Source organism: Cellulomonas sp. P22 (assembly GCF_044392165.1).
This window is the reverse complement of the sequence record NZ_JBISBW010000021.1, coordinates 24524-41429: the sequence shown is the minus strand read 5'-3', so window position 1 is coordinate 41429 and position 16906 is coordinate 24524. Positions and strand designations below refer to the sequence as shown.

Annotated in this window: 16 protein-coding genes, 1 pseudogene and 1 riboswitch; of the genes and pseudogenes, 11 read left to right on the top strand and 6 right to left on the bottom strand. The window is 72.5% G+C overall.

All coding sequences use genetic code 11. The features are described 5' to 3' along the window. Positions 1-2 precede the first annotated feature (2 nt). The 5 genes from glsA to ACGIF2_RS17100 all read left to right on the top strand — a co-directional run bounded on the left by glsA (position 3) and on the right by ACGIF2_RS17100 (position 5281). Positions 3-980, top strand: a complete 978-nt coding sequence (glsA, locus tag ACGIF2_RS17120; RefSeq protein WP_396048364.1) for a glutaminase A — start codon at positions 3-5, stop codon at positions 978-980. 122 nt (positions 981-1102) lie between these two features. Then, on the top strand, positions 1103-2221 hold the full coding sequence (locus tag ACGIF2_RS17115) for an ROK family transcriptional regulator (protein WP_396048362.1): 1119 nt from the start codon (positions 1103-1105) through the stop codon (positions 2219-2221). After that, positions 2218-3291 (top strand): substrate-binding domain-containing protein, encoded by a 1074-nt coding sequence (locus ACGIF2_RS17110; protein WP_396048360.1) that lies wholly within the window; start codon positions 2218-2220, stop codon positions 3289-3291. Before ACGIF2_RS17115 ends, ACGIF2_RS17110 begins: the two co-directional genes overlap by 4 nt. After that, complete coding sequence (locus tag ACGIF2_RS17105; RefSeq protein ID WP_396048358.1) at positions 3288-4061, top strand: ATP-binding cassette domain-containing protein; 774 nt, start codon at positions 3288-3290, stop codon at positions 4059-4061. Before ACGIF2_RS17110 ends, ACGIF2_RS17105 begins: the two co-directional genes overlap by 4 nt. Next, on the top strand, positions 4058-5281 hold the full coding sequence (locus ACGIF2_RS17100; RefSeq protein ID WP_396048356.1) for a sugar ABC transporter permease: 1224 nt from the start codon (positions 4058-4060) through the stop codon (positions 5279-5281). Before ACGIF2_RS17105 ends, ACGIF2_RS17100 begins: the two co-directional genes overlap by 4 nt. Before the next feature lie 97 nt (positions 5282-5378). Here the strand turns inward: ACGIF2_RS17100 and ACGIF2_RS17095 are convergent, their stop codons facing one another. Both ACGIF2_RS17095 and purU read right to left on the bottom strand, forming a co-directional pair. Continuing rightward, complete coding sequence (locus ACGIF2_RS17095) at positions 5379-6752, bottom strand: PHB depolymerase family esterase (protein WP_396048354.1); 1374 nt, start codon at positions 6750-6752, stop codon at positions 5379-5381. A gap of 165 nt (positions 6753-6917) precedes the next feature. After that, positions 6918-7796 (bottom strand): formyltetrahydrofolate deformylase, encoded by an 879-nt coding sequence (gene purU, locus ACGIF2_RS17090; protein WP_396048352.1) that lies wholly within the window; start codon positions 7794-7796, stop codon positions 6918-6920. Positions 7797-7909: 113 nt separating this feature from the next. Between purU and ACGIF2_RS17085 the strand changes: the two genes are divergently transcribed. From ACGIF2_RS17085 to ACGIF2_RS17060, 6 genes and pseudogenes are all read left to right on the top strand, one after another. Beyond that, the gene (locus ACGIF2_RS17085) at positions 7910-8437 is read left to right on the top strand and encodes a GNAT family N-acetyltransferase (RefSeq protein WP_396048350.1); all 528 of its coding nucleotides are present in this window, start codon (positions 7910-7912) and stop codon (positions 8435-8437) included. Positions 8438-8511: 74 nt separating this feature from the next. Continuing rightward, positions 8512-8599, top strand: a riboswitch (ZMP/ZTP riboswitch). 67 nt (positions 8600-8666) lie between these two features. Beyond that, positions 8667-9953 carry a serine hydroxymethyltransferase gene (gene glyA, locus ACGIF2_RS17080; RefSeq protein ID WP_396048348.1) on the top strand — a complete coding sequence of 429 codons (1287 nt, stop codon included), beginning with the start codon at positions 8667-8669 and terminating at the stop codon, positions 9951-9953. 94 nt (positions 9954-10047) lie between these two features. Further along, a complete protein-coding gene (locus ACGIF2_RS17075) occupies positions 10048-10929 on the top strand; it encodes a bifunctional methylenetetrahydrofolate dehydrogenase/methenyltetrahydrofolate cyclohydrolase (RefSeq protein ID WP_396048346.1) in 882 nt (293 codons plus the stop codon). A gap of 68 nt (positions 10930-10997) precedes the next feature. Then, positions 10998-11414 (top strand): VOC family protein, encoded by a 417-nt coding sequence (locus ACGIF2_RS17070; RefSeq protein ID WP_396048344.1) that lies wholly within the window; start codon positions 10998-11000, stop codon positions 11412-11414. Beyond that, positions 11390-11748, top strand: a pseudogene (locus ACGIF2_RS17065) (endonuclease/exonuclease/phosphatase family protein); the annotation flags it as partial. The gene ACGIF2_RS17070 and the pseudogene ACGIF2_RS17065, both read left to right, overlap by 25 nt. A 172-nt stretch (positions 11749-11920) precedes the next feature. After that, positions 11921-12112 carry an aldo/keto reductase gene (locus ACGIF2_RS17060; protein WP_396048342.1) on the top strand — a complete coding sequence of 64 codons (192 nt, stop codon included), beginning with the start codon at positions 11921-11923 and terminating at the stop codon, positions 12110-12112. 66 nt (positions 12113-12178) lie between these two features. On the opposite strand, the gene ACGIF2_RS17055 is transcribed toward ACGIF2_RS17060, so the two are convergent. Genes ACGIF2_RS17055 through ACGIF2_RS17040 form a run of 4 tightly spaced genes read right to left on the bottom strand, consistent with a single transcriptional unit; the run spans position 12179 to position 16762 of the window. Continuing rightward, entirely contained in the window at positions 12179-13489 is a 1311-nt protein-coding gene (locus tag ACGIF2_RS17055) for an ABC transporter permease (protein ID WP_396048339.1), read from the bottom strand. After that, complete coding sequence (locus ACGIF2_RS17050; RefSeq protein WP_396048337.1) at positions 13486-14199, bottom strand: ABC transporter ATP-binding protein; 714 nt, start codon at positions 14197-14199, stop codon at positions 13486-13488. The genes ACGIF2_RS17055 and ACGIF2_RS17050 overlap by 4 nt, the downstream gene beginning before the upstream one ends. Further along, positions 14196-15800 (bottom strand): hypothetical protein, encoded by a 1605-nt coding sequence (locus ACGIF2_RS17045; RefSeq protein ID WP_396048335.1) that lies wholly within the window; start codon positions 15798-15800, stop codon positions 14196-14198. Before ACGIF2_RS17045 ends, ACGIF2_RS17050 begins: the two co-directional genes overlap by 4 nt. Further along, entirely contained in the window at positions 15797-16762 is a 966-nt protein-coding gene (locus ACGIF2_RS17040; protein WP_396048333.1) for a hypothetical protein, read from the bottom strand. The genes ACGIF2_RS17045 and ACGIF2_RS17040 overlap by 4 nt, the downstream gene beginning before the upstream one ends. Between the last annotated feature and the right edge of the window lie 144 nt (positions 16763-16906).

The following is a 16906-nucleotide window of genomic DNA, read 5'->3' as shown; positions in this document are numbered from 1 at the left end:
CCATGGCGCTCGACGCGCAGACCATCCAGGCGGCGGTCGACGCCGCGCACCGCGACTGCACCACCCGCACCGGCGGGGCGAACGCGAGCTACATCCCGTACCTCGCCTCGGTCGACCCGTCGCTGTTCGGCGTGGCCGTGGTGACGGTGGACGGGGCCGCCTGCACGGCCGGCGACTCGGACGCCGAGTTCGCGATCGAGTCGATCTCGAAGGTGTTCACGATGGCGCGCGCCATGGCGGACGTCGGGCCTGTCGAGTTCCACCGGAAGATCGGTGCGGACCCGACGGGGCTCCCGTTCAACTCGGTCTCGGCCCTCGAGCTGCACAACGACAAGCCGCTCAGCCCGCTCGTCAACGCGGGCGCCATGTCCTCCGTGAGCCTCGTGACGGCCGTCGACACCGAGCAGCGGTGGAGCCGCATCCTCCAGACCCAGCGGGCCTTCGCGGGACGAGAGATCCGGCTCAGCGTCGAGGTCAACGCCTCGGAGCAGGCGACGAACTTCCACAACCGGGCCATCGCGTGGCTGCTGTACGGCGGCGGCGCGATGTACTCCGACCCGATGGAGGCGTGCGACGTCTACACCCGGCAGTGCTCGACGCTCATCACGACCGAGGACCTGGCGACCATGGGCGCGACGATCGCGGCGGGGGGAACGAACCCGGTGACCCACGAGCACGTCGTCGACGCCGAGCTCGTGCCGCACCTCCTGGCCGAGATGACCATGGAGGGGATGTACACGTCGTCGGGCGACTGGGCGTACACCGTGGGGCTCCCGGGCAAGAGCGGGGTCGGCGGCGGTGTCCTGTCCGTGGCCCCGGGCAAGCTCGCGATCGCGGCGTTCTCGCCACCGCTCGACCCGGTCGGCAACAGCGTGCGGGCGATGGCGGCGGTGGCCCAGGTGGCGCAGGCCCTCGACCTGAGCCTGTACAAGGTGCCGGGGGCGGGCGACCCGCCGCTCGATCCCCTGGTCAAGGGGTAGCCCGGCCTGTCGAGGCGCAGGCAGATGCGCGAGATGGCCTGTGTATTGTTCCCGCTGTGGGCACAGACCGGGTGACCCCGGGTTCCCAGACTTCACTGCGTGAAGCCAACCGGGCCCGGATCGTGAGTGCGGTCCAGCAGCGTGGCTCCCTCACGCAGGTCGAGCTGGCCGGGGTGACAGGGCTGTCCCCGGCGACGGTGTCGAACATCGTCAAGGAGCTCACGGGCGTCGGCATCCTGCACACCGCCCCGACCTCGCGCAGCGGCCGTCGCGCGCAGCAGGTCACCCTCGCCCGCAACCTCGGCCTCGTCGCGGGCGTGCACTTCGGTACCCGGTCGCTGCGCGTCGCGCTGGCCGACGTCGCCCACCGGATCGTCGCCGAGCAGCGCATGCCGCTGCCCCCCGACCACCGCGCCGACGCGGGCCTGGAACGGGCCGCCCTGCTGCTCACCGAGATGGTCGAGCAGGTGGGCGCGAGCATGAGCGAGGTGCTCGCCGTGGGTGTCGGTGTGCCCGCCCCCGTGGACGTGCGCACCGGTCAGGTCTCGACGCTCGGCATGCTGCGCGGCTGGGACGGCGTCGCTGTGCCGAAGGTGCTCGAGAACCGGCTCGGGGTCCCCGTCTTCGTCGACAACGACGCGAACCTGGGGGCGTTCGCCGAGGTGCGCCTGGGTGCCGCGCGTGGCCGCGACAACGTGGTGTACCTGCGCGTCTCGCACGGCGTGGGCGGCGGCCTGGTGCTCAACGGCGAGCTCTTCCACGGCCGGTCGGGCACCGCGGGCGAGATCGGCCACGTCACGATCGACGACAACGGCCCCATCTGCCGGTGCGGGAACCGGGGTTGCCTCGAGACGTTCGTCGGGGCGCCCGTGCTGCTCGCGATGCTCCAGGCGAGCCACGGCAACCTGACGCTGCCCGACGTGATCTCGCGGGCCCACGAGGGCGACCCCGGCTGTCGACGCGTGATCTTCGACGCAGGCCAGCACCTCGGGGTGGCCGCCGCGAACGTGTGCAACCTGTTCGACCCCGAGCTGGTGGTCGTGGGCGGACGCCTCGCGGAGGCGGGGGCGATCCTGCTCGACCCGTTGCGCACCGTGCTCGGCCAGCGCACCGTGCCGAGCACAGCGGGCCCCGTCAAGGTCGTCGCGTCCGAGCTGGGCGCCGAGGCCGAGGTGCGCGGCGCGCTCGCGATCGCGCTCGACCGTGCGGGCATCGCCGGGGCACTGGTGGGGGCCGGATGAGCCGGGCTCGCGGTGCGGCGGCGGTCGCCGTGCTGGTCCTGGCGCTCGCCGGTGCGGCGGGCTGCGCCACCGACCCGTCGTCGACCGACGCCCCGACCGTCGCGTTCCTGCTGCCCGAGTCCAAGACCGCACGCTACGAGGACGTCGACCGTCCGGCGTTCGAGGCGGCGGTCGCCGAGGCGTGCCCGGAGTGCCGGGTGCTCACGACCAACGCCGCGCAGGACGCCGAACGTCAGCAGCAGCAGGCGGAGTCGGTGCTGAGCCAGGGTGCCGGGGTGCTGGTGCTCGACGCGGTCGACGTGATGGCCGCGGTGAGCGTCGTGGCCGCGGCCACCGCGCGCGGCGTGCCGGTGGTCGCGTACGACCGGTGGCTCGACGCCGACGTCGCGGCGTACGTGTCGTTCGACAGCGAGCTCGTGGGACGCCTGCAGGGCGAGTCGCTCGTCGCCGAGCTCGCCGCACACCCCACGGGACGCACCCCCGGCGTGCTCCTGGTGGGTGGGGCAGGGACCGACGGCAACTCCGCCGCGCTGCTCGCCGGTGCGCGTGGCGCGCTGGCCGGCGCGGGGGTCGAGGTGCTCGCCGAGTACGCGACGCCCGACTGGAGCCCCGACAAGGCGCAGGAGTGGGTCGCGGGCCAGCTCACCCAGTACGCGGGCCGGGTCGACGCGGTCTGGGCCGCGAACGACGGCACCGCAGGCGGCGCGATCTCCGCGATGAAGGGCGCCGGGCTCGACCCGGTGCCCGCCGTGACCGGCCAGGACGCCGAGCTGTCCGCGGTCCAGCGGATCGTGAGCGGCGACCAGCACATGACCGTCTACAAGGACGTCGCGGACGAGGCTCGCACGGCGGCCAGGATCGCCGTCGAGATGCTGCAGGGCCGCACGCCCACGACGACCACGACGGTGCAGGGCGTACCCGCCGTCCTGCTCGTCCCCGTGGCCGTCACGTCCGAGAACCTGCGCCACGTCGTCGTCGACGGTGGCGTCTACACCAGCGAGGTGATCTGCGTGGATCCCTACCGGCGCGCCTGCATCGAGGCAGGCCTCATCGAGGAGGGGGACCGGTGAAGGTTCCTGTGCTGTCCCTGCACGGCATCTCGAAGTCCTACGGCGCGGTGCGTGCACTCGTCGACATCGACTTCGAGGTCCATGCGCACGAGGTCGTCGCCGTCATCGGTGACAACGGCGCGGGCAAGTCGACGCTGACGGGCATCGTCTCGGGTGCGCTCGTGCCCGACGCGGGTCACGTCGAGCGCGACGGTCGCCCCGTCCAGCTCTCCAACCCCGCGGTCGCCCGCGCCCACGGCATCGCCGCCGTGTTCCAGGACCTCGCGCTGTGCGAGAACCTCGACGTGGTCGAGAACATCTTCCTGGGCCAGGAGGTCACGCAGGGCCCGATGCTCGACGAGGTCGCGATGGAGCGCCGGGCGTGGGAGCTGCTGAACCAGCTCGCCGCCCGCGTGCCGTCCGTGCGGGCCCCCGTCGGGGCGCTCGCGGGCGGCCAGCGCCAGGCGGTGGCGATCGCCCGCGCGCTGCTCGGGGAGCCGCGCGTCGTGGTGCTCGATGAGCCGACCGCCGCGCTCGGCATCACGCAGACCGCCGAGGTGCTCAACCTCATCGAGCGGTTGCGTGAGCGGGGCCACGGCGTGGTGCTCATCAGCCACTCGATGGCGGACGTGCAGGCGGTGGCGGACCGCATCGTGGTTCTCCGGCTCGGACGCATCAACGGCGACTTCGACGCCGCGAGCACGAGCTACGAGGACCTCATCGCGAGCGTGACGGGAGTGACCCCGAGCGGGCGGAGCGCCCGCGCGACCCTGCCCGAGCGGGTGTCGTGACGACGCCCCAGCTGCTGGAGCGGATCGACGTCCCGGAGGGTGCGTCGTCCTCGGTGGTCGAGCTCGCGCGCTCGATCGGGCGGCGCGCCCGGGCGGGCGAGCTCGGCATGCTGCCCATCGCGGGCGCGCTGCTGGCCCTGTGGGCCGTGTTCCAGGCGCTCAACCCGCACTTCCTCTCGGCCGACAACCTGGTCAACCTGACGTTGCAGTCGGCCGCGACGGGGGTCATCGCCCTGGGCGTCGTGCTCGTGCTGCTCGTGGGGCACATCGACCTGTCGGTCGGGTCGGTGTGCGGGCTGTCGGCTGCCGTCGTGGCGGTCGGGTCGGTGCAGCTCGGGTGGCCGCTCGCGCTCGGCGTGGTCGCGGCGCTCGTCGTCGGGGCGCTCGTCGGTCTCCTGTACGGCGTGCTCGCGACGCGGATGCGGCTGCCGAGCTTCGTGTTCACGCTCGCGGGCCTGCTCGTGATCGCCGGCCTGCAGCTGCGGGTGCTCGGACCGACCGGCTCGGTGAACCTCCCGTTCGGGTCCTGGCTCGTGCGCACCGTCCAGAAGGGCTTCCTGCCCCCGGCCGTCGCGTGTGCCGCCGTCGTGCTCGTGGTGCTCGGCTACGCCGGGTCGCTCGTCGTGGCGCGGCGTCGCCGCGAGCGTGCGGGGCTGCCCACGGCGTCCGCGCTCTCGGTCGCGGTCCGCGTCGTGGCCCTCGCGGCGGTGCTGGGCGTCGCTGTGGCGCACCTGCAGACCAACCGCGGCGTGGGCGTCGCGTTCGCGCTGTTCCTGGGCCTCGTGGCCGTGACCGACGTGCTGCTGCGCCGCACCCGCTGGGGTCGCGCGGTGCGGGCCGTGGGCGGCTCCGCGGAGTCCGCGCGCCGTGCCGGCGTCTCGGTGCGCCGCACGATCGTCTCGGTGTTCGTCGCCTGCTCGACGCTCGCGGCCCTGGGTGGCGTGCTCGCGCTGGGACGGCTGTCCGCCGCCAACCAGGGCACGGGTGGCGGCGACCTCTACCTCACGGCCATCGCCGCGGCCGTGATCGGGGGCACGAGCCTGTTCGGTGGCCGGGGGAGCGCCTGGTCGGCGCTGCTCGGGGTGCTCGTGATCCACTCGATCGCGAGCGGCCTGACGCTGCTCAACATGGGCACGTCGGAGCGCTACGTCGTCACGGGCCTGGTGCTCGCGCTCGCGGTGACGATCGACTCGCTCTCGCGGCGGCCCCGGCTCGCCTGAACCGACCCCGGCGCGCGCGGGCGCGGACCGGGGTCGCGCGGGCGCCCCGCGGCTCAGCTGCCCCGCGTCTCAGCCCAGCGCTCTCAACCCAGCGCTCTCAACCCAGCGCGCAGGCCGTCCCGTTGAGCGCGAACGACGTCGGCGCGGTGTTGGTACCCGTGTGCGACCCGTTGAGCCCGAGCTGCACCGAGCCGCCCGCCGGGATCACGGCGTTCCACGCGGCGTTGGTGGCCGTGACCTGCGCCCCTGACTGGGTCGTGACCGAGCTCCACGCCTGCGTGACCTGCTGGCCCGACGGGTAGGCCCAGGTCAGCCGCCAACCGTTGACCGCCGCCCCCGACAGGTTGGTCACGGTGATGTTCGCCGTGAACCCGGTGTTCCACTGGTTGACGCTGTACCCGACCCGGCAGCTTCCCGTGCCGGTCGTCGGGCTGGCGGTGGGGCTCACGGTGGGCTGCGGCGTGGTCACGGTCGGCGTGGGCGTCGGGGACGTGGTGGGCGACGTCGTCGGCGTGGGCGTCGGGGTGGTCGTGGTGTCGAGGCCGAAGAAGTGGATCGCGGCCGCGGCGTCGACCGGCAGGTTGTGCGAGACGCCCTGCAGGCTGTTCGCCTCGACCGGGGCGCGGTCGCCCGTGGACCCGTACCGGGTGCGCATGACGCCGTTCGCCGGGGTGCTGGTCGAGGCAGGTGCGGCGCTCACGCCGAGCACGTTGGTCCACTGCTTGATCGACTCGCCGAGGTTGACGTAGCTCAGCGTCTCGTCGGCCGTGCCGTGCCAGAGCTGCACCCGGGGTCGGGTGCCGGTGTAGCCGGGGTAGGCGTTGCGGACGAGCGTGCCCCACTCGGCGGCGGTGCGGGTGATGCGGCCCTGCGCGCAGTCGCTGTTCCACAGCGAGCCGTTGGTCGTCGCGAAGCACGAGGCGGGCACGCCCGCGAACGCGGCGCCTGCGGCGAAGACGTCGGGGTAGTCGGCGAGCAGCACCTGCGTCATCATCGCGCCGGAGGAGACGCCGGTGACGAAGACCCGGCTGGGGTCGGTCGTCCAGCGCTGCTGGACGTACTGGATCATCGACCGGATGCCGACGGGGTCGCTGCCTCCGTCGCGGCGCAGCGCCGCGGACGACGAGACGTCGAAGCAGTTCCCGCTGCGGGTGGCCGAGGGGTAGATGACGATGTAGCCGTACCGGGTGGCGAGCTCGTCGAACTGGGTGCCGTTGTAGAGCGCGGGCCCTGAGCCGGTGCAGTAGTGCACCGCGACCAGCACGGCGGGACGGGCCGGCAGGTTGTCCGGGACGAACAGGTGCATCGAGAGCCCGCTGGGGTTCGCCCCGAAGTTCGTGACCTGGACGAGCGAGGCGGCCTGGGCGGGCAGGGCCGCGGTGACGGCGGCTGCGGTGACGCCGGCGAGCGCCAGGACGAACGTGGTGGCGGCGGCGAGCGTGCGACGGAGCGGCGAGCGGGAGCGGATCATGCGTCTCCTCCGGTGCCGGCGTGCGGACGTCGGCGTCCGGACGCCAGGTCGGTGGCCCCCACGGCGCGGGGTCCTGGGTACGCGCAGCATGCTCGGGTGGGCCTGGGCGGCCCAAGGGCTGAAGCGATTCAGCCCGACATCGTTGTCGATACCGTTGTCAGGCGCTCAGCGGAAGACGATCGTGCGGTGCCCGTCGAGGAGCACCCGGTGCTCGGCGTGCCAGCGCACCGCGCGGGCCAGCGTGCGGCGCTCGACGTCCTGCCCGAGCGCGACCAGGTCGTCGACCGTGCGGGTGTGGTCCACGCGCTCGACGTCCTGCTCGATGATCGGGCCCTCGTCGAGGTCGCCCGTGACGTAGTGCGCCGTCGCACCGATGAGCTTGACGCCCCGGTCGTGGGCCTGGGCGTAGGGGCGCGCGCCCTTGAAGGACGGCAGGAACGAGTGGTGGATGTTGATGATCCGCCCCGACAGCGACCGGCACAGGTCGTCCGAGAGGATCTGCATGTACCGCGCGAGCACCACGAGCTCGACGTCGAGCTCCTCGACGAGCTCGAGCAGCCGCGCCTCGGCGGACGCCTTGGTCGCCGAGGTGACCGGCACGTGGTGGAACGGGATGTCGTAGAACGCCGCCAGGTCGGCGAGCGCGGTGTGGTTCGACACGACCGCCACGAGGTCGACCGGCAGGTTCTCGGAGCGCTGCCGGAACGCCAGGTCGTTGAGGCAGTGGGCAGCGGTCGATCCCATCACGAGCGTGCGCACGGGGCGCCCCGCGACGTCGAGGTGCCACGCCATCTCGAACCGTGCGGCCAGGTCCGTCAGCGCTGCCTCGAGCGCGCCCCGCGCGACCGTCGCGGTGACCTGCACCCGCATGAAGAACAGCCCGGTGAGCTGGTCGCCGAACTGCTGCGACTCGGTGATGTTGCCGCCGTGCTCCGCGAGCAGCCCGGCGACGGCGTGCACGATGCCGGGGCGGTCGGGGCAGGACAGGGTCAGGACCCAGTGGGTCCCGGCATCGGCGGTGGGCAGCTCGGTGGGCACGGTCACCCAGGCTAGTCGAGTCCGGCCAGGCCGGGCCGGGGGGCGCGCCCCGCAGCGCCCGTGTCTCGCGTGCGCGTGGTTCTCCCGGAACCCGGGCGCGGGAGTGGCACGATGTCGCCATGAGCGAGCCCGATCTGGACATCCGCACCGTGGACCTGGCCGACGCCGGCGAGCTGCTGACGCTGCGCCGCGCGGCGTTCGTGAGCGAGGCCCAGATCTATGGCGACCCGAGCATCCCGCCGCTGACGCAGACGTTCGACGAGCTGCGCGAGGACCTCGTGGCCGAGGGCGTCATCACGCTCGGCGCCTGGCGGGGGCACCGCCTGGTGGGCTCGATCCGGGTGCTGATCGAGGAGTCCAAGGCGACCCTCGGGCGCCTGGCCGTCGCTCCCGACCTGCAGGGGCAGGGGATCGGCACCCGCCTGCTGCTCGCGATCCTGCCGCTGCTGCCCGAGGACATCTCCGAGGTGTGGGTCTTCACCGGGCGCGACTCGGTGCAGAACCTCGCGCTCTACGAGAAGCACGGCTACACCCACCAGCACGACAAGACGGCGGGCGACCTCACGTTCGCCTACCTGCGCAAGATCCTGGGCGGCGACACCGATCCGGACGGCGCCGACCGGCACGTGGCCGCGGCCGAGCGCTGACCGCACGGCGTCGCCGGTCACGAGGCCGCCGGGCATGAGACGGGGCCCTCGGGACGGCCGTCGCTTGCTAGGCTTGCACGCGTCGTGACTGGCGCAACGGGTGGGATACCACCGGGGAGCGACGCAGCAGCAGACTTCGGGTCGGACGCCTGGGCCCTCGGTCACCACACCTTCCGTGTGCGTGCCCGACGACGAGCCGGGACCCGCACCGCTGACTGCGAGGAGTGACATGAGCGACCAGATCCCCGTGCTCGACCAGAACCTGTCCGTCGTGGACCCCGAGATCGCCGCCGTCCTCGACGGTGAGCTGGCCCGCCAGCAGGGCACCCTCGAGATGATCGCGAGCGAGAACTTCGTGCCGCGGGCCGTCCTGCAGGCGCAGGGCTCCGTGCTGACCAACAAGTACGCCGAGGGCTACCCCGGCCGTCGCTACTACGGCGGCTGCGAGCAGGTCGACGTCGCCGAGACGCTCGCGATCACGCGGGCCAAGGAGCTCTTCGGCGCCGAGCACGCGAACGTCCAGCCCCACTCGGGCGCCACGGCCAACGCGGCGGTGCTGCACGCCCTGATCAACAAGGGCGACAAGATCCTCGGGCTCGAGCTGGCCCACGGCGGCCACCTCACGCACGGCATGAAGATCAACTTCTCGGGCCGGCTCTACGACGTCTCCGCGTACGGCGTGAACCCCGAGACGTTCCTCATCGACCCCGAGGCCGTGCGGGCCGCGGCCCTCGAGCACCGCCCCGACGTCATCATCGGTGGCTGGTCGGCCTACTCGCGTCAGCTCGACTTCGAGGCGTTCCGGTCCATCGCGGACGAGGTCGGCGCGAAGCTCTGGGTCGACATGGCGCACTTCGCAGGCCTCGTCGCCGCCGGGCTGCACCCGAGCCCCGTGCCGTACGCCGACGTCGTGTCCTCGACGGTGCACAAGACGATCGGCGGCCCGCGCTCGGGCTTCATCCTCTCCAAGGAGGAGTACGCCAAGAAGATCGACTCGGCGGTCTTCCCGGGCCAGCAGGGTGGTCCGCTCATGCACGTGATCGCCGCCAAGGCCGTGTCGTTCAAGATCGCGGGCACCCCCGAGTTCCGCGACCGCCAGGAGCGCACGCTCTCGGGCGCGAAGATCATCGCCGAGCGTCTCACCGCGGCCGACGTCGCCGGTGCCGGCGTCTCGGTGCTGACGGGCGGCACGGACACGCACCTGGTGCTCGTCGACCTGCGGCACTCGGACCTCGACGGCCAGCAGGCCGAGGACCTGCTGCACGCCGCCAACATCACGGTCAACCGCAACGCGGTGCCGTTCGACCCGCGCCCCCCGCGCGTCACGTCCGGCCTGCGGATCGGCACCCCGGCGCTCGCCACGCGCGGCTTCGGGGACGCCGAGTTCACCGAGGTCGCGGACATCATCGCCACGGCGCTGGTCGACGGCTCGCGGACCGACGTCGAGGCCCTGCGCGCCCGCGTGGACAAGCTGACGGACGCCCACCCGCTGTACGCCGGGCTCCAGCAGTACTGATCGACCCCCCGCCGGGACACCGGTCCGGGTCGCCCGCCTCGTGCGGCGACCGGGCCGGTGGTCCGGCGCTCTGCGCAGAAGAAGAGAGCGAGCGATGACCGCACAGGTTCTGGACGGCAAGGCGACGGCTGCCACGATCAAGCAGGAGCTGACGGTGCGGGTCGCGGCCCTGGCTGCTCGCGGCATCCGGCCCGGGCTCGGCACGCTGCTCGTGGGTGACGACCCCGGGTCGCAGTGGTACGTCAACGGCAAGCACCGCGACTGCGCCGAGGTCGGCATCGCCTCGATCCGCGAGGACCTGCCGGGGTCGGCGTCGCAGCAGGAGATCGAGGACGCCGTCGCGCGGCTCAACGCCGACCCGGCGTGCACCGGCTTCATCGTCCAGCTGCCCCTGCCCCGTGGCATCGACACCAACCGGGTGCTCGAGCTCGTGGACCCCGACAAGGACGCCGACGGCCTGCACCCGACCAACCTGGGTCGGCTCGTGCTGCGCGTCAACGAGCCGGTCACCTCACCGCTGCCGTGCACGCCGCGCGGGATCATCGAGCTGCTGCAGCGGCACGGCGTCGAGCTCGCGGGGGCCGACGTGACGGTGGTGGGCCGCGGCACGACCGTGGGGCGCTCGATCGGGCTGCTGCTCACGCGTCGGGCGATCAACGCCACGGTCACGCTCACGCACACGGGCACGACCGACCTGGCCGAGCACACGCGCAACGCCGATGTGATCGTCGCCGCGGCGGGCGTGCCCGGCATCATCACGGCCGACATCGTCAAGCCGGGTGCCGTGGTGGTCGACGTGGGCGTCTCGCGGGCGACCGACCCCGAGACGGGCAGGTCCGTGGTCGTGGGTGACGTCGACCCCGGCGTGCTCGAGATCGCCTCCTGGGTCTCGCCCAACCCCGGCGGCGTGGGCCCCATGACGCGCGCGATGCTGCTGAGCAACGTGGTCGACACCGCGGAGCGGCTGGCCGGTTGAGCGGCCGATGAGTCCGCCTCCCCGACATGGTCAGTACCTGTGACCCTACGTCGTCGGAGGGTACCCTCATGGGAATCGTCAGCCCGCACCTCTGGTACCACTCGCAGGCCGAGGAGGCCGCGAAGTTCTACACCTCGTTGATCCCGAACTCGCGGGTCACGAGGATCGTCAAAGCCCCGGCGGGAGTGCCGGACGGCGCCGAGGGCACCCCGTTCATCGTCGACTTCACCCTCGACGGGATGCCCGTGACGGCGATCAGCGCCGGCCCGGCCTTCACCCTCGACGAGTCGTTCTCGATGATGCTCGCGTGCGAGACCCAGGAGGAGATCGACCACTGCTGGGACGCGCTGCTGGCCGACGGCGGCGAGCCCAGCCAGTGCGGGTGGCTCAAGGACAGGTTCAGCCTGTCGTGGCAGATGTTCCCCACCTCGCTGGACTCGCTGCTGTTCCGCGACGACAGCACGTCGTGGTGGCGGTTGACCTGAACATCGCGCACAAGAACGTCGACATCAAGAACTGGAAGGGCAACCTCAAGGCCGTCGGGTTCCTGCCGCAGGAGCGCGCCTACCTGGACCGCTGGTTCGACGAGCTGGGCTGGCGCGACCTGGGCCGCGAGCTCGGCGGGGAGGGCCCGTGCCGTACACGTGGTGGTCGTGGCGCGGCCAGGCGTTCGACAACGACGCCCGCTGGCGGATCGACTACCAGCTCGCCACCGCGGGCCTGGCCGATCTGGCCCGGACCGCCGAGGTGGACCGCGCGGAGGCCTACGACCACCGGTTCAGCGACCATGCCCCCCTGGTGGTCACCTACGACGTGTGAGCCGCGGCGCCCACCAGGGCGTCGGCGTTCGCGGGCGCGGCGGACACCGCGTGGGGGGCCGACGCCGCGCGGGTGGCCAGCACCGTGCGGTAGTGCGCGATCTTCTCGGCCAGGTGCTCTTGCTTCCGGGTGAGCAGCGCGATCGTCGCGGGGCGCCACCCGGCGGCTCGAGGTGCTCGATGAGGTGGCGCGCGAGCTGGGAGTCACCCGCAGCGAGGTGGTGCTCGCGTGGCTCGTGGGCGGCGACCCGGTGGTCAGGCCGGTGGCGGGGGTGAGCAGCATGGCGCAGGTGGAGGCCGCGCTCTCCGGCGTCCGGCTCACCCTGCCGCCCGAGGTGCGTGAGCGCCTCGACGCCCCCTGGTGACCGACGCCTGATGACGGAGGGCGGGCCGACGATGGTCGTCGGCCCGCCCTCGGTCACCCCGTCGAGTCAGACCCCGCGGCGCAGGGCCGTGATGGGCTCGATGGCGGCGGCCTTGAGCGCGGGGTAGAAGCCTGCCGCGAGCCCGATGAGCCCTCCGGCGATGGCCGCGGCGCCCACCACGCGCAGGTCGAGGATCGGCACCCAGGACTGCAGCGCGGACACGAGCACCACGACGGCCACACCGAGTGACGCGCCGATGAGCCCGCCGATCAGCCCGATGATCGCCGACTCGACGATGAACTGCGCGGCGATGTCCCGGCGAGTGGCGCCCAACGCCCGCCGCAGCCCGATCTCGCCCACGCGCTCCATCACCGACAGCAGCGTGACATTCGCGATCCCCACCCCGCCGATGAGCAGTGCCACGGCGCCCAGGGCCACGAAGATCAGGTTGACGTCGCCCTGGATGTTCTCCTGAACCGTCGAGCGGGCCGGCGGGGCCTTGACGCTGAAGCCGTCGGGGGAATTGGGGTCGAGAGCGATCGGCGCTTGCTCGGCGACGACCTCGCCCGCCCCGGGCGCGATGCGCACCTGCAGCTCGGCGGGCGCCGCGAGGTCGAAGTCGGACCGCGCGGTGCCCATGGGCAGGATCACCGCGTCGAGCAGCTCCGTCTTGCGCTTCACGTCGTCGATGATGCCGATCACGGTGTAGGAGTCCTCGCCGATGAAGATCGACGGCTGCATGGCGACGCGGTGCACCCCGAGGGACTCGGCGGCCCGCGCGCCCAGCACCACCACGCGGTCGCCGCGCGCGTCGTGCCCGGAGTCGAAGTTGCGGCCGGTGACGACGGCGCCCCGCACCGTCTCGAGCAGGCCCTCCGACGAGGCCAGCACCGGGACGGAGGTCTGGGCCGCCTGCGAGGGGTCGTTCACGGGCACCGAGGTGACCTGCGCGCCGCGGACGTTCACCTCGGCGAGGGTTCCCGCCGACTCCACGCCGGCCAGACGGCTCACGCGCTCGGCGGCGTCCCAGGGGAGCCGCGCCTTGGCGCGCGTCTGGCCGCCGCCGGACGACGTGGCGGGCTCGACGACCACCTGGGTGGCGGCGACCGCGTCGAACTGCTTGTTGATCTGCCCGGCTGCGGTGTTCGCGAGCCCGACGGTGACGACCACCGAGGCGATGCCGAGCACCGTCCCCATGATCGTCAGGATGAGGCGCCCAGGCCTGGCGCCGATGCCGAACGTGGCCTCGGCGAACAGGTCCCGCGCCCCGAACCTGTCGCCGCGTGGCGGCCGCTTGGCGGGGGTCGCGCGCGCGTCGGCGAGCTCGGGGCCGTCCGGGTCGGTGGTGGGGCGGGTCCGGGTCAGGAGCCGCCTCATGCGAGCTCGGTCAATCGGCCGTCGGAGATCCGCACCCGCCGCTGGGCCCGTGCGGACACCTGCGCGTCGTGGGTGATCACCACGAGCGTAAGGCCGTCGCCGTGCAGCTCGTCGAACAGGTCGAGCACCCCCGCGGAGTTCACCGAGTCCAGGTTGCCGGTGGGCTCGTCGGCAAGCAGCACCTGCGGCTCCGCGACGATGGCGCGGGCGATGGCCACCCGTTGCCGCTCGCCACCCGAGATGACTGTGGGCAGGAAGTCGACCCGGTGGTCGAGGTGGACCCGGTGCAGCGCCGCCATCGCCCGGTCGCGGCGTTCCGCTCGTGGCACCCCGGAGTACAGGGTGGCGAGCAGCACGTTGTCGAGCACCGTGCGATGTGGCAGCAGGTGGAACGACTGGAAGACGAAGCCGATGCAGCCGCCTCGCAGCCGTGAGCGGTCCGACTCGGAGGCGGCGCCGGTGGGGCTCCCGTTGAGGAGGTACTCCCCGGAGCTGGGCCGGTCGAGCAGCCCCAGGATGTGCAGCAGCGTCGACTTGCCCGACCCGGACGGGCCGATGATGGACAGGTAGTCGCCTGCCTCGATGCGCAGGTCCGCCGAGTGCAGCGCCACGACCGGCGGGTCCCCGGGGAACGAGCGGGTGAGCGTGGCGAACTCGATGACGGCCGGGACGGTTGACGGCTCGTCCAGGAGGACGTCGAGGACGCTCATCCCGCTGCCTCCGTCTCCGCGTCGGAGGCGTCCGCGGCGCCGCGCGCCCCCACGACGACCAGGTCGCCGGCGGTGATCGGCTCCTGCGAGCTCACGATCTGCACGTACCCCCCGGCGGCCAGTCCGGTCTCCACGGTCACGAGCTCGGTGGCGCCCTTGGCGTCCTGCCGCTCGATGCGCGACTCGCCGCCGGGTCCGGCCGTGAGCGCGGCCAGTGGCACGGCGAGCACCTCGCCGCCGGTGGAGCTCACCGGCACCTTGATCCGCACGTTGCCGCCGTCCTGGAGCGTGGAGAGCTGCTCCTCGGTGAGATCGCCGAGCTGGAAGCGGACGGTGTGCCGCCCCGACTGGCCGGCGGTCGACCCGGAGCCTGCGGGCGCCTCGGAGCCCTCCGCCCCCTCGCCCTCGGGCTCTGCGGAGCTGCTCGTCGAGCCCGGGGCCTCGATGGCCTTCACTGTGACCTGCACGTCCTGCCCGAGCACTGTCACGATCCCCGGGTTCCCGACCGCCAGCAGTGCGGCGTCGTCGGCGGAGGCGGACGCGACGATCTCGAGCGTGGCGCCCGAGACGGTCATGACGGGACCACTGACGATCGCGCCCAGCTTCACGCCCACGTTGTCGACCCGTCGCGGCAGAGAGGCGAGGAAGACGACCTCGCTCGCGGGGAGCGCGGTGAGTGTCGCGGCCTTCGCCTCGGTGTGCATGGCCTTGGCGTCGGCCAGCGCCCGCTGCGCCGAGGCGACGGCGGCCGCCTCGGCGGAGGTCCCCATGCCTGTCAGCACCTGCGTGCGCTGTGCCTCGGCCACAGTGACGGCCTCGCGCAGCGCCTCGATGCCGGCGGCGCTCGGCGCCTCGGGGTCACCGGAGGCCGCTGCCGCCTCGGCTGCGGCGACGTCGCGTTGCGCGGCGCGCACGGCGTTGTCGGCCTGCAGCCGCTCCACCTCGGTGGGACCCGAGGAAGCGGCCTTCAATGCGATCTGGGCGGAGGAGAGCGCGTCCTCGGCGGACCGCATCGCATCCTGCGCGCCCTTGAGTGCGTCCTTGAGCTCCTTGCCGGGCGCGGGCGGCTGGTAGCCGACCTTCCGGTAGAGCTCCACCACTCCGGCGGCCGTGGCAGCGTCATACACGTCGGAGTCAGCCTTGCCCGCGTCGATCCCCAGAGTCGCGAGCGCCGCCTTCAGCTGGAGGACGTCCGGCCCCGCGACGCCAGCCTGCAGGCTGCGGTAGGTGGGGAGCGCGCCAGGCAGCACGATGACCGGGCGTCCCGCGACCTCGAGGGCGACGCTCGCCGCGTCGACAGTGGAGCTGACCTCGGGCACCTGGCCTGTCACCACCGGCTGGCCCTTCACCTCGCCCGTCTCGATGCGGATCTCGACCGGGTCGTCGTACGACGGGTCGCCCCGCAGCGTCACGTCGTTGGCGATGACGCGACTCTCCACAGGAACGGTCACCGCGCCGGCGATCGGGGGAGCGGCGTCCGCCTCGGCCTTGGCCGGAGAGGTGATGAGCTGACTGAGCCCCAGGCCGGCGACGAGGCTCAGCACCGCGACGCCGGCCATGACGAGGATGGTGCGGTTGCCCTGCGGGATCGCGCGGGTCACTTGGTCGCCTTGGCGTCGGTGCCGTACTGCTCGATCCACGCGTCGAGGTCCGCCTTGTGCGCGTCGACGAACTCCTGCTCGAGGGCGAACTGCACCTCTCTGGTCGCGTCCTGGTATCCGACCTTCGTCTGGCACTTCGCGTCGGCGATCGCGGTGGCCATCTCCTTCTCGCGCAGAGCGGTCTCCGCGGCCTTGTCCGTGCCACCGTCCGGGTCAGCCGACTCCCAGAGCGCTGAGTAGGCGTCGGAGATGCTGGCGGCCGCCTCGGGGACCTTCGCGAAGTCGAAGCCCGCCTCGTTCATGCAGTCCGACCACTCGGCATCGAGCGCGGTGAGCTTCGGGTCGTTGGAGATCTTCTCGTACATCCGGCCGATCTCTTCCTGGAGCTCGACGAACGCCGGGTCCTCGTACGCGGAGTTGGCGGAGCCGTACGTCTCGTTACTCGCCTTGCCGTAGCAGCCCGCGGTCGTCCAGTCCCAGGTCACCTCCGCCTCCTCGTCGACGGGCTCGGGCTGCTGCGGCCCCCACAGGGCCTCCCAGTAGGCGGCCTGCTCGCTCTCGGACATGGCGGCGACGTAGTCGGCGTTCGGGTCCACCTGCGCGGCCTCCTCGCCGTCCTCGGACTCCGAGCCGCTCGAGTAGCCGTAGCCGTACTTCTGGGCGAACTCCTCGGTGCCCCATTCGTCCTCGTCCCACGGGTTCGACACGTTCGAATACTCCTGGGGCAAGTACTCGAACCCAGCCTCCTGCATGCAGGCCGCGATGATGTTCTCCTGCTCGACCTGGAGCTTCTCGTAGTCGATGTCGTCGTAGGCGCTCGTGACCGGCTTCATGTACGCCTGGAGCGGGCCCTCGGACGACTTGGCGTCCTTCCCCGCCCCGTCGTCGCCGCTGCTCCCGCAGCCGCTGAGCAGGAGCAGTGCGCAGCCGGCAGCGGCGGCGGTGAACGGGATGGGCCTCATGGGTGTGCCTTCCTTCGGAACGGTGGAGCGGGTGGCGATCGAGCCGGCGCGCGCACTCGCAGGGGCCCGTGGAGCGAGCCCTGCCGCAGTGGGGCGAGGAGTGTGAGCCCGGCTGGCCCGGATGACTATACACACTGCGTATAC

What these genes read in the sequence shown, in the direction of transcription:
- ACGIF2_RS17055 (WP_396048339.1), bottom strand. Translation starts at nt 13,489, where the DNA reads ATGAGGCGGCTCCTGACCCGGACCCGCCCCACCACCGACCCGGACGGC.
- ACGIF2_RS17075 (WP_396048346.1), top strand. Translation starts at nt 10,048, where the DNA reads ATGACCGCACAGGTTCTGGACGGCAAGGCGACGGCTGCCACGATCAAG.
- ACGIF2_RS17095 (WP_396048354.1), bottom strand. Translation starts at nt 6,752, where the DNA reads ATGATCCGCTCCCGCTCGCCGCTCCGTCGCACGCTCGCCGCCGCCACC.
- ACGIF2_RS17085 (WP_396048350.1), top strand. Translation starts at nt 7,910, where the DNA reads ATGAGCGAGCCCGATCTGGACATCCGCACCGTGGACCTGGCCGACGCC.
- glsA (WP_396048364.1), top strand. Translation starts at nt 3, where the DNA reads ATGGCGCTCGACGCGCAGACCATCCAGGCGGCGGTCGACGCCGCGCAC.
- glyA (WP_396048348.1), top strand. Translation starts at nt 8,667, where the DNA reads ATGAGCGACCAGATCCCCGTGCTCGACCAGAACCTGTCCGTCGTGGAC.
- ACGIF2_RS17050 (WP_396048337.1), bottom strand. Translation starts at nt 14,199, where the DNA reads ATGAGCGTCCTCGACGTCCTCCTGGACGAGCCGTCAACCGTCCCGGCC.
- ACGIF2_RS17110 (WP_396048360.1), top strand. Translation starts at nt 2,218, where the DNA reads ATGAGCCGGGCTCGCGGTGCGGCGGCGGTCGCCGTGCTGGTCCTGGCG.
- ACGIF2_RS17070 (WP_396048344.1), top strand. Translation starts at nt 10,998, where the DNA reads ATGGGAATCGTCAGCCCGCACCTCTGGTACCACTCGCAGGCCGAGGAG.
- ACGIF2_RS17040 (WP_396048333.1), bottom strand. Translation starts at nt 16,762, where the DNA reads ATGAGGCCCATCCCGTTCACCGCCGCCGCTGCCGGCTGCGCACTGCTC.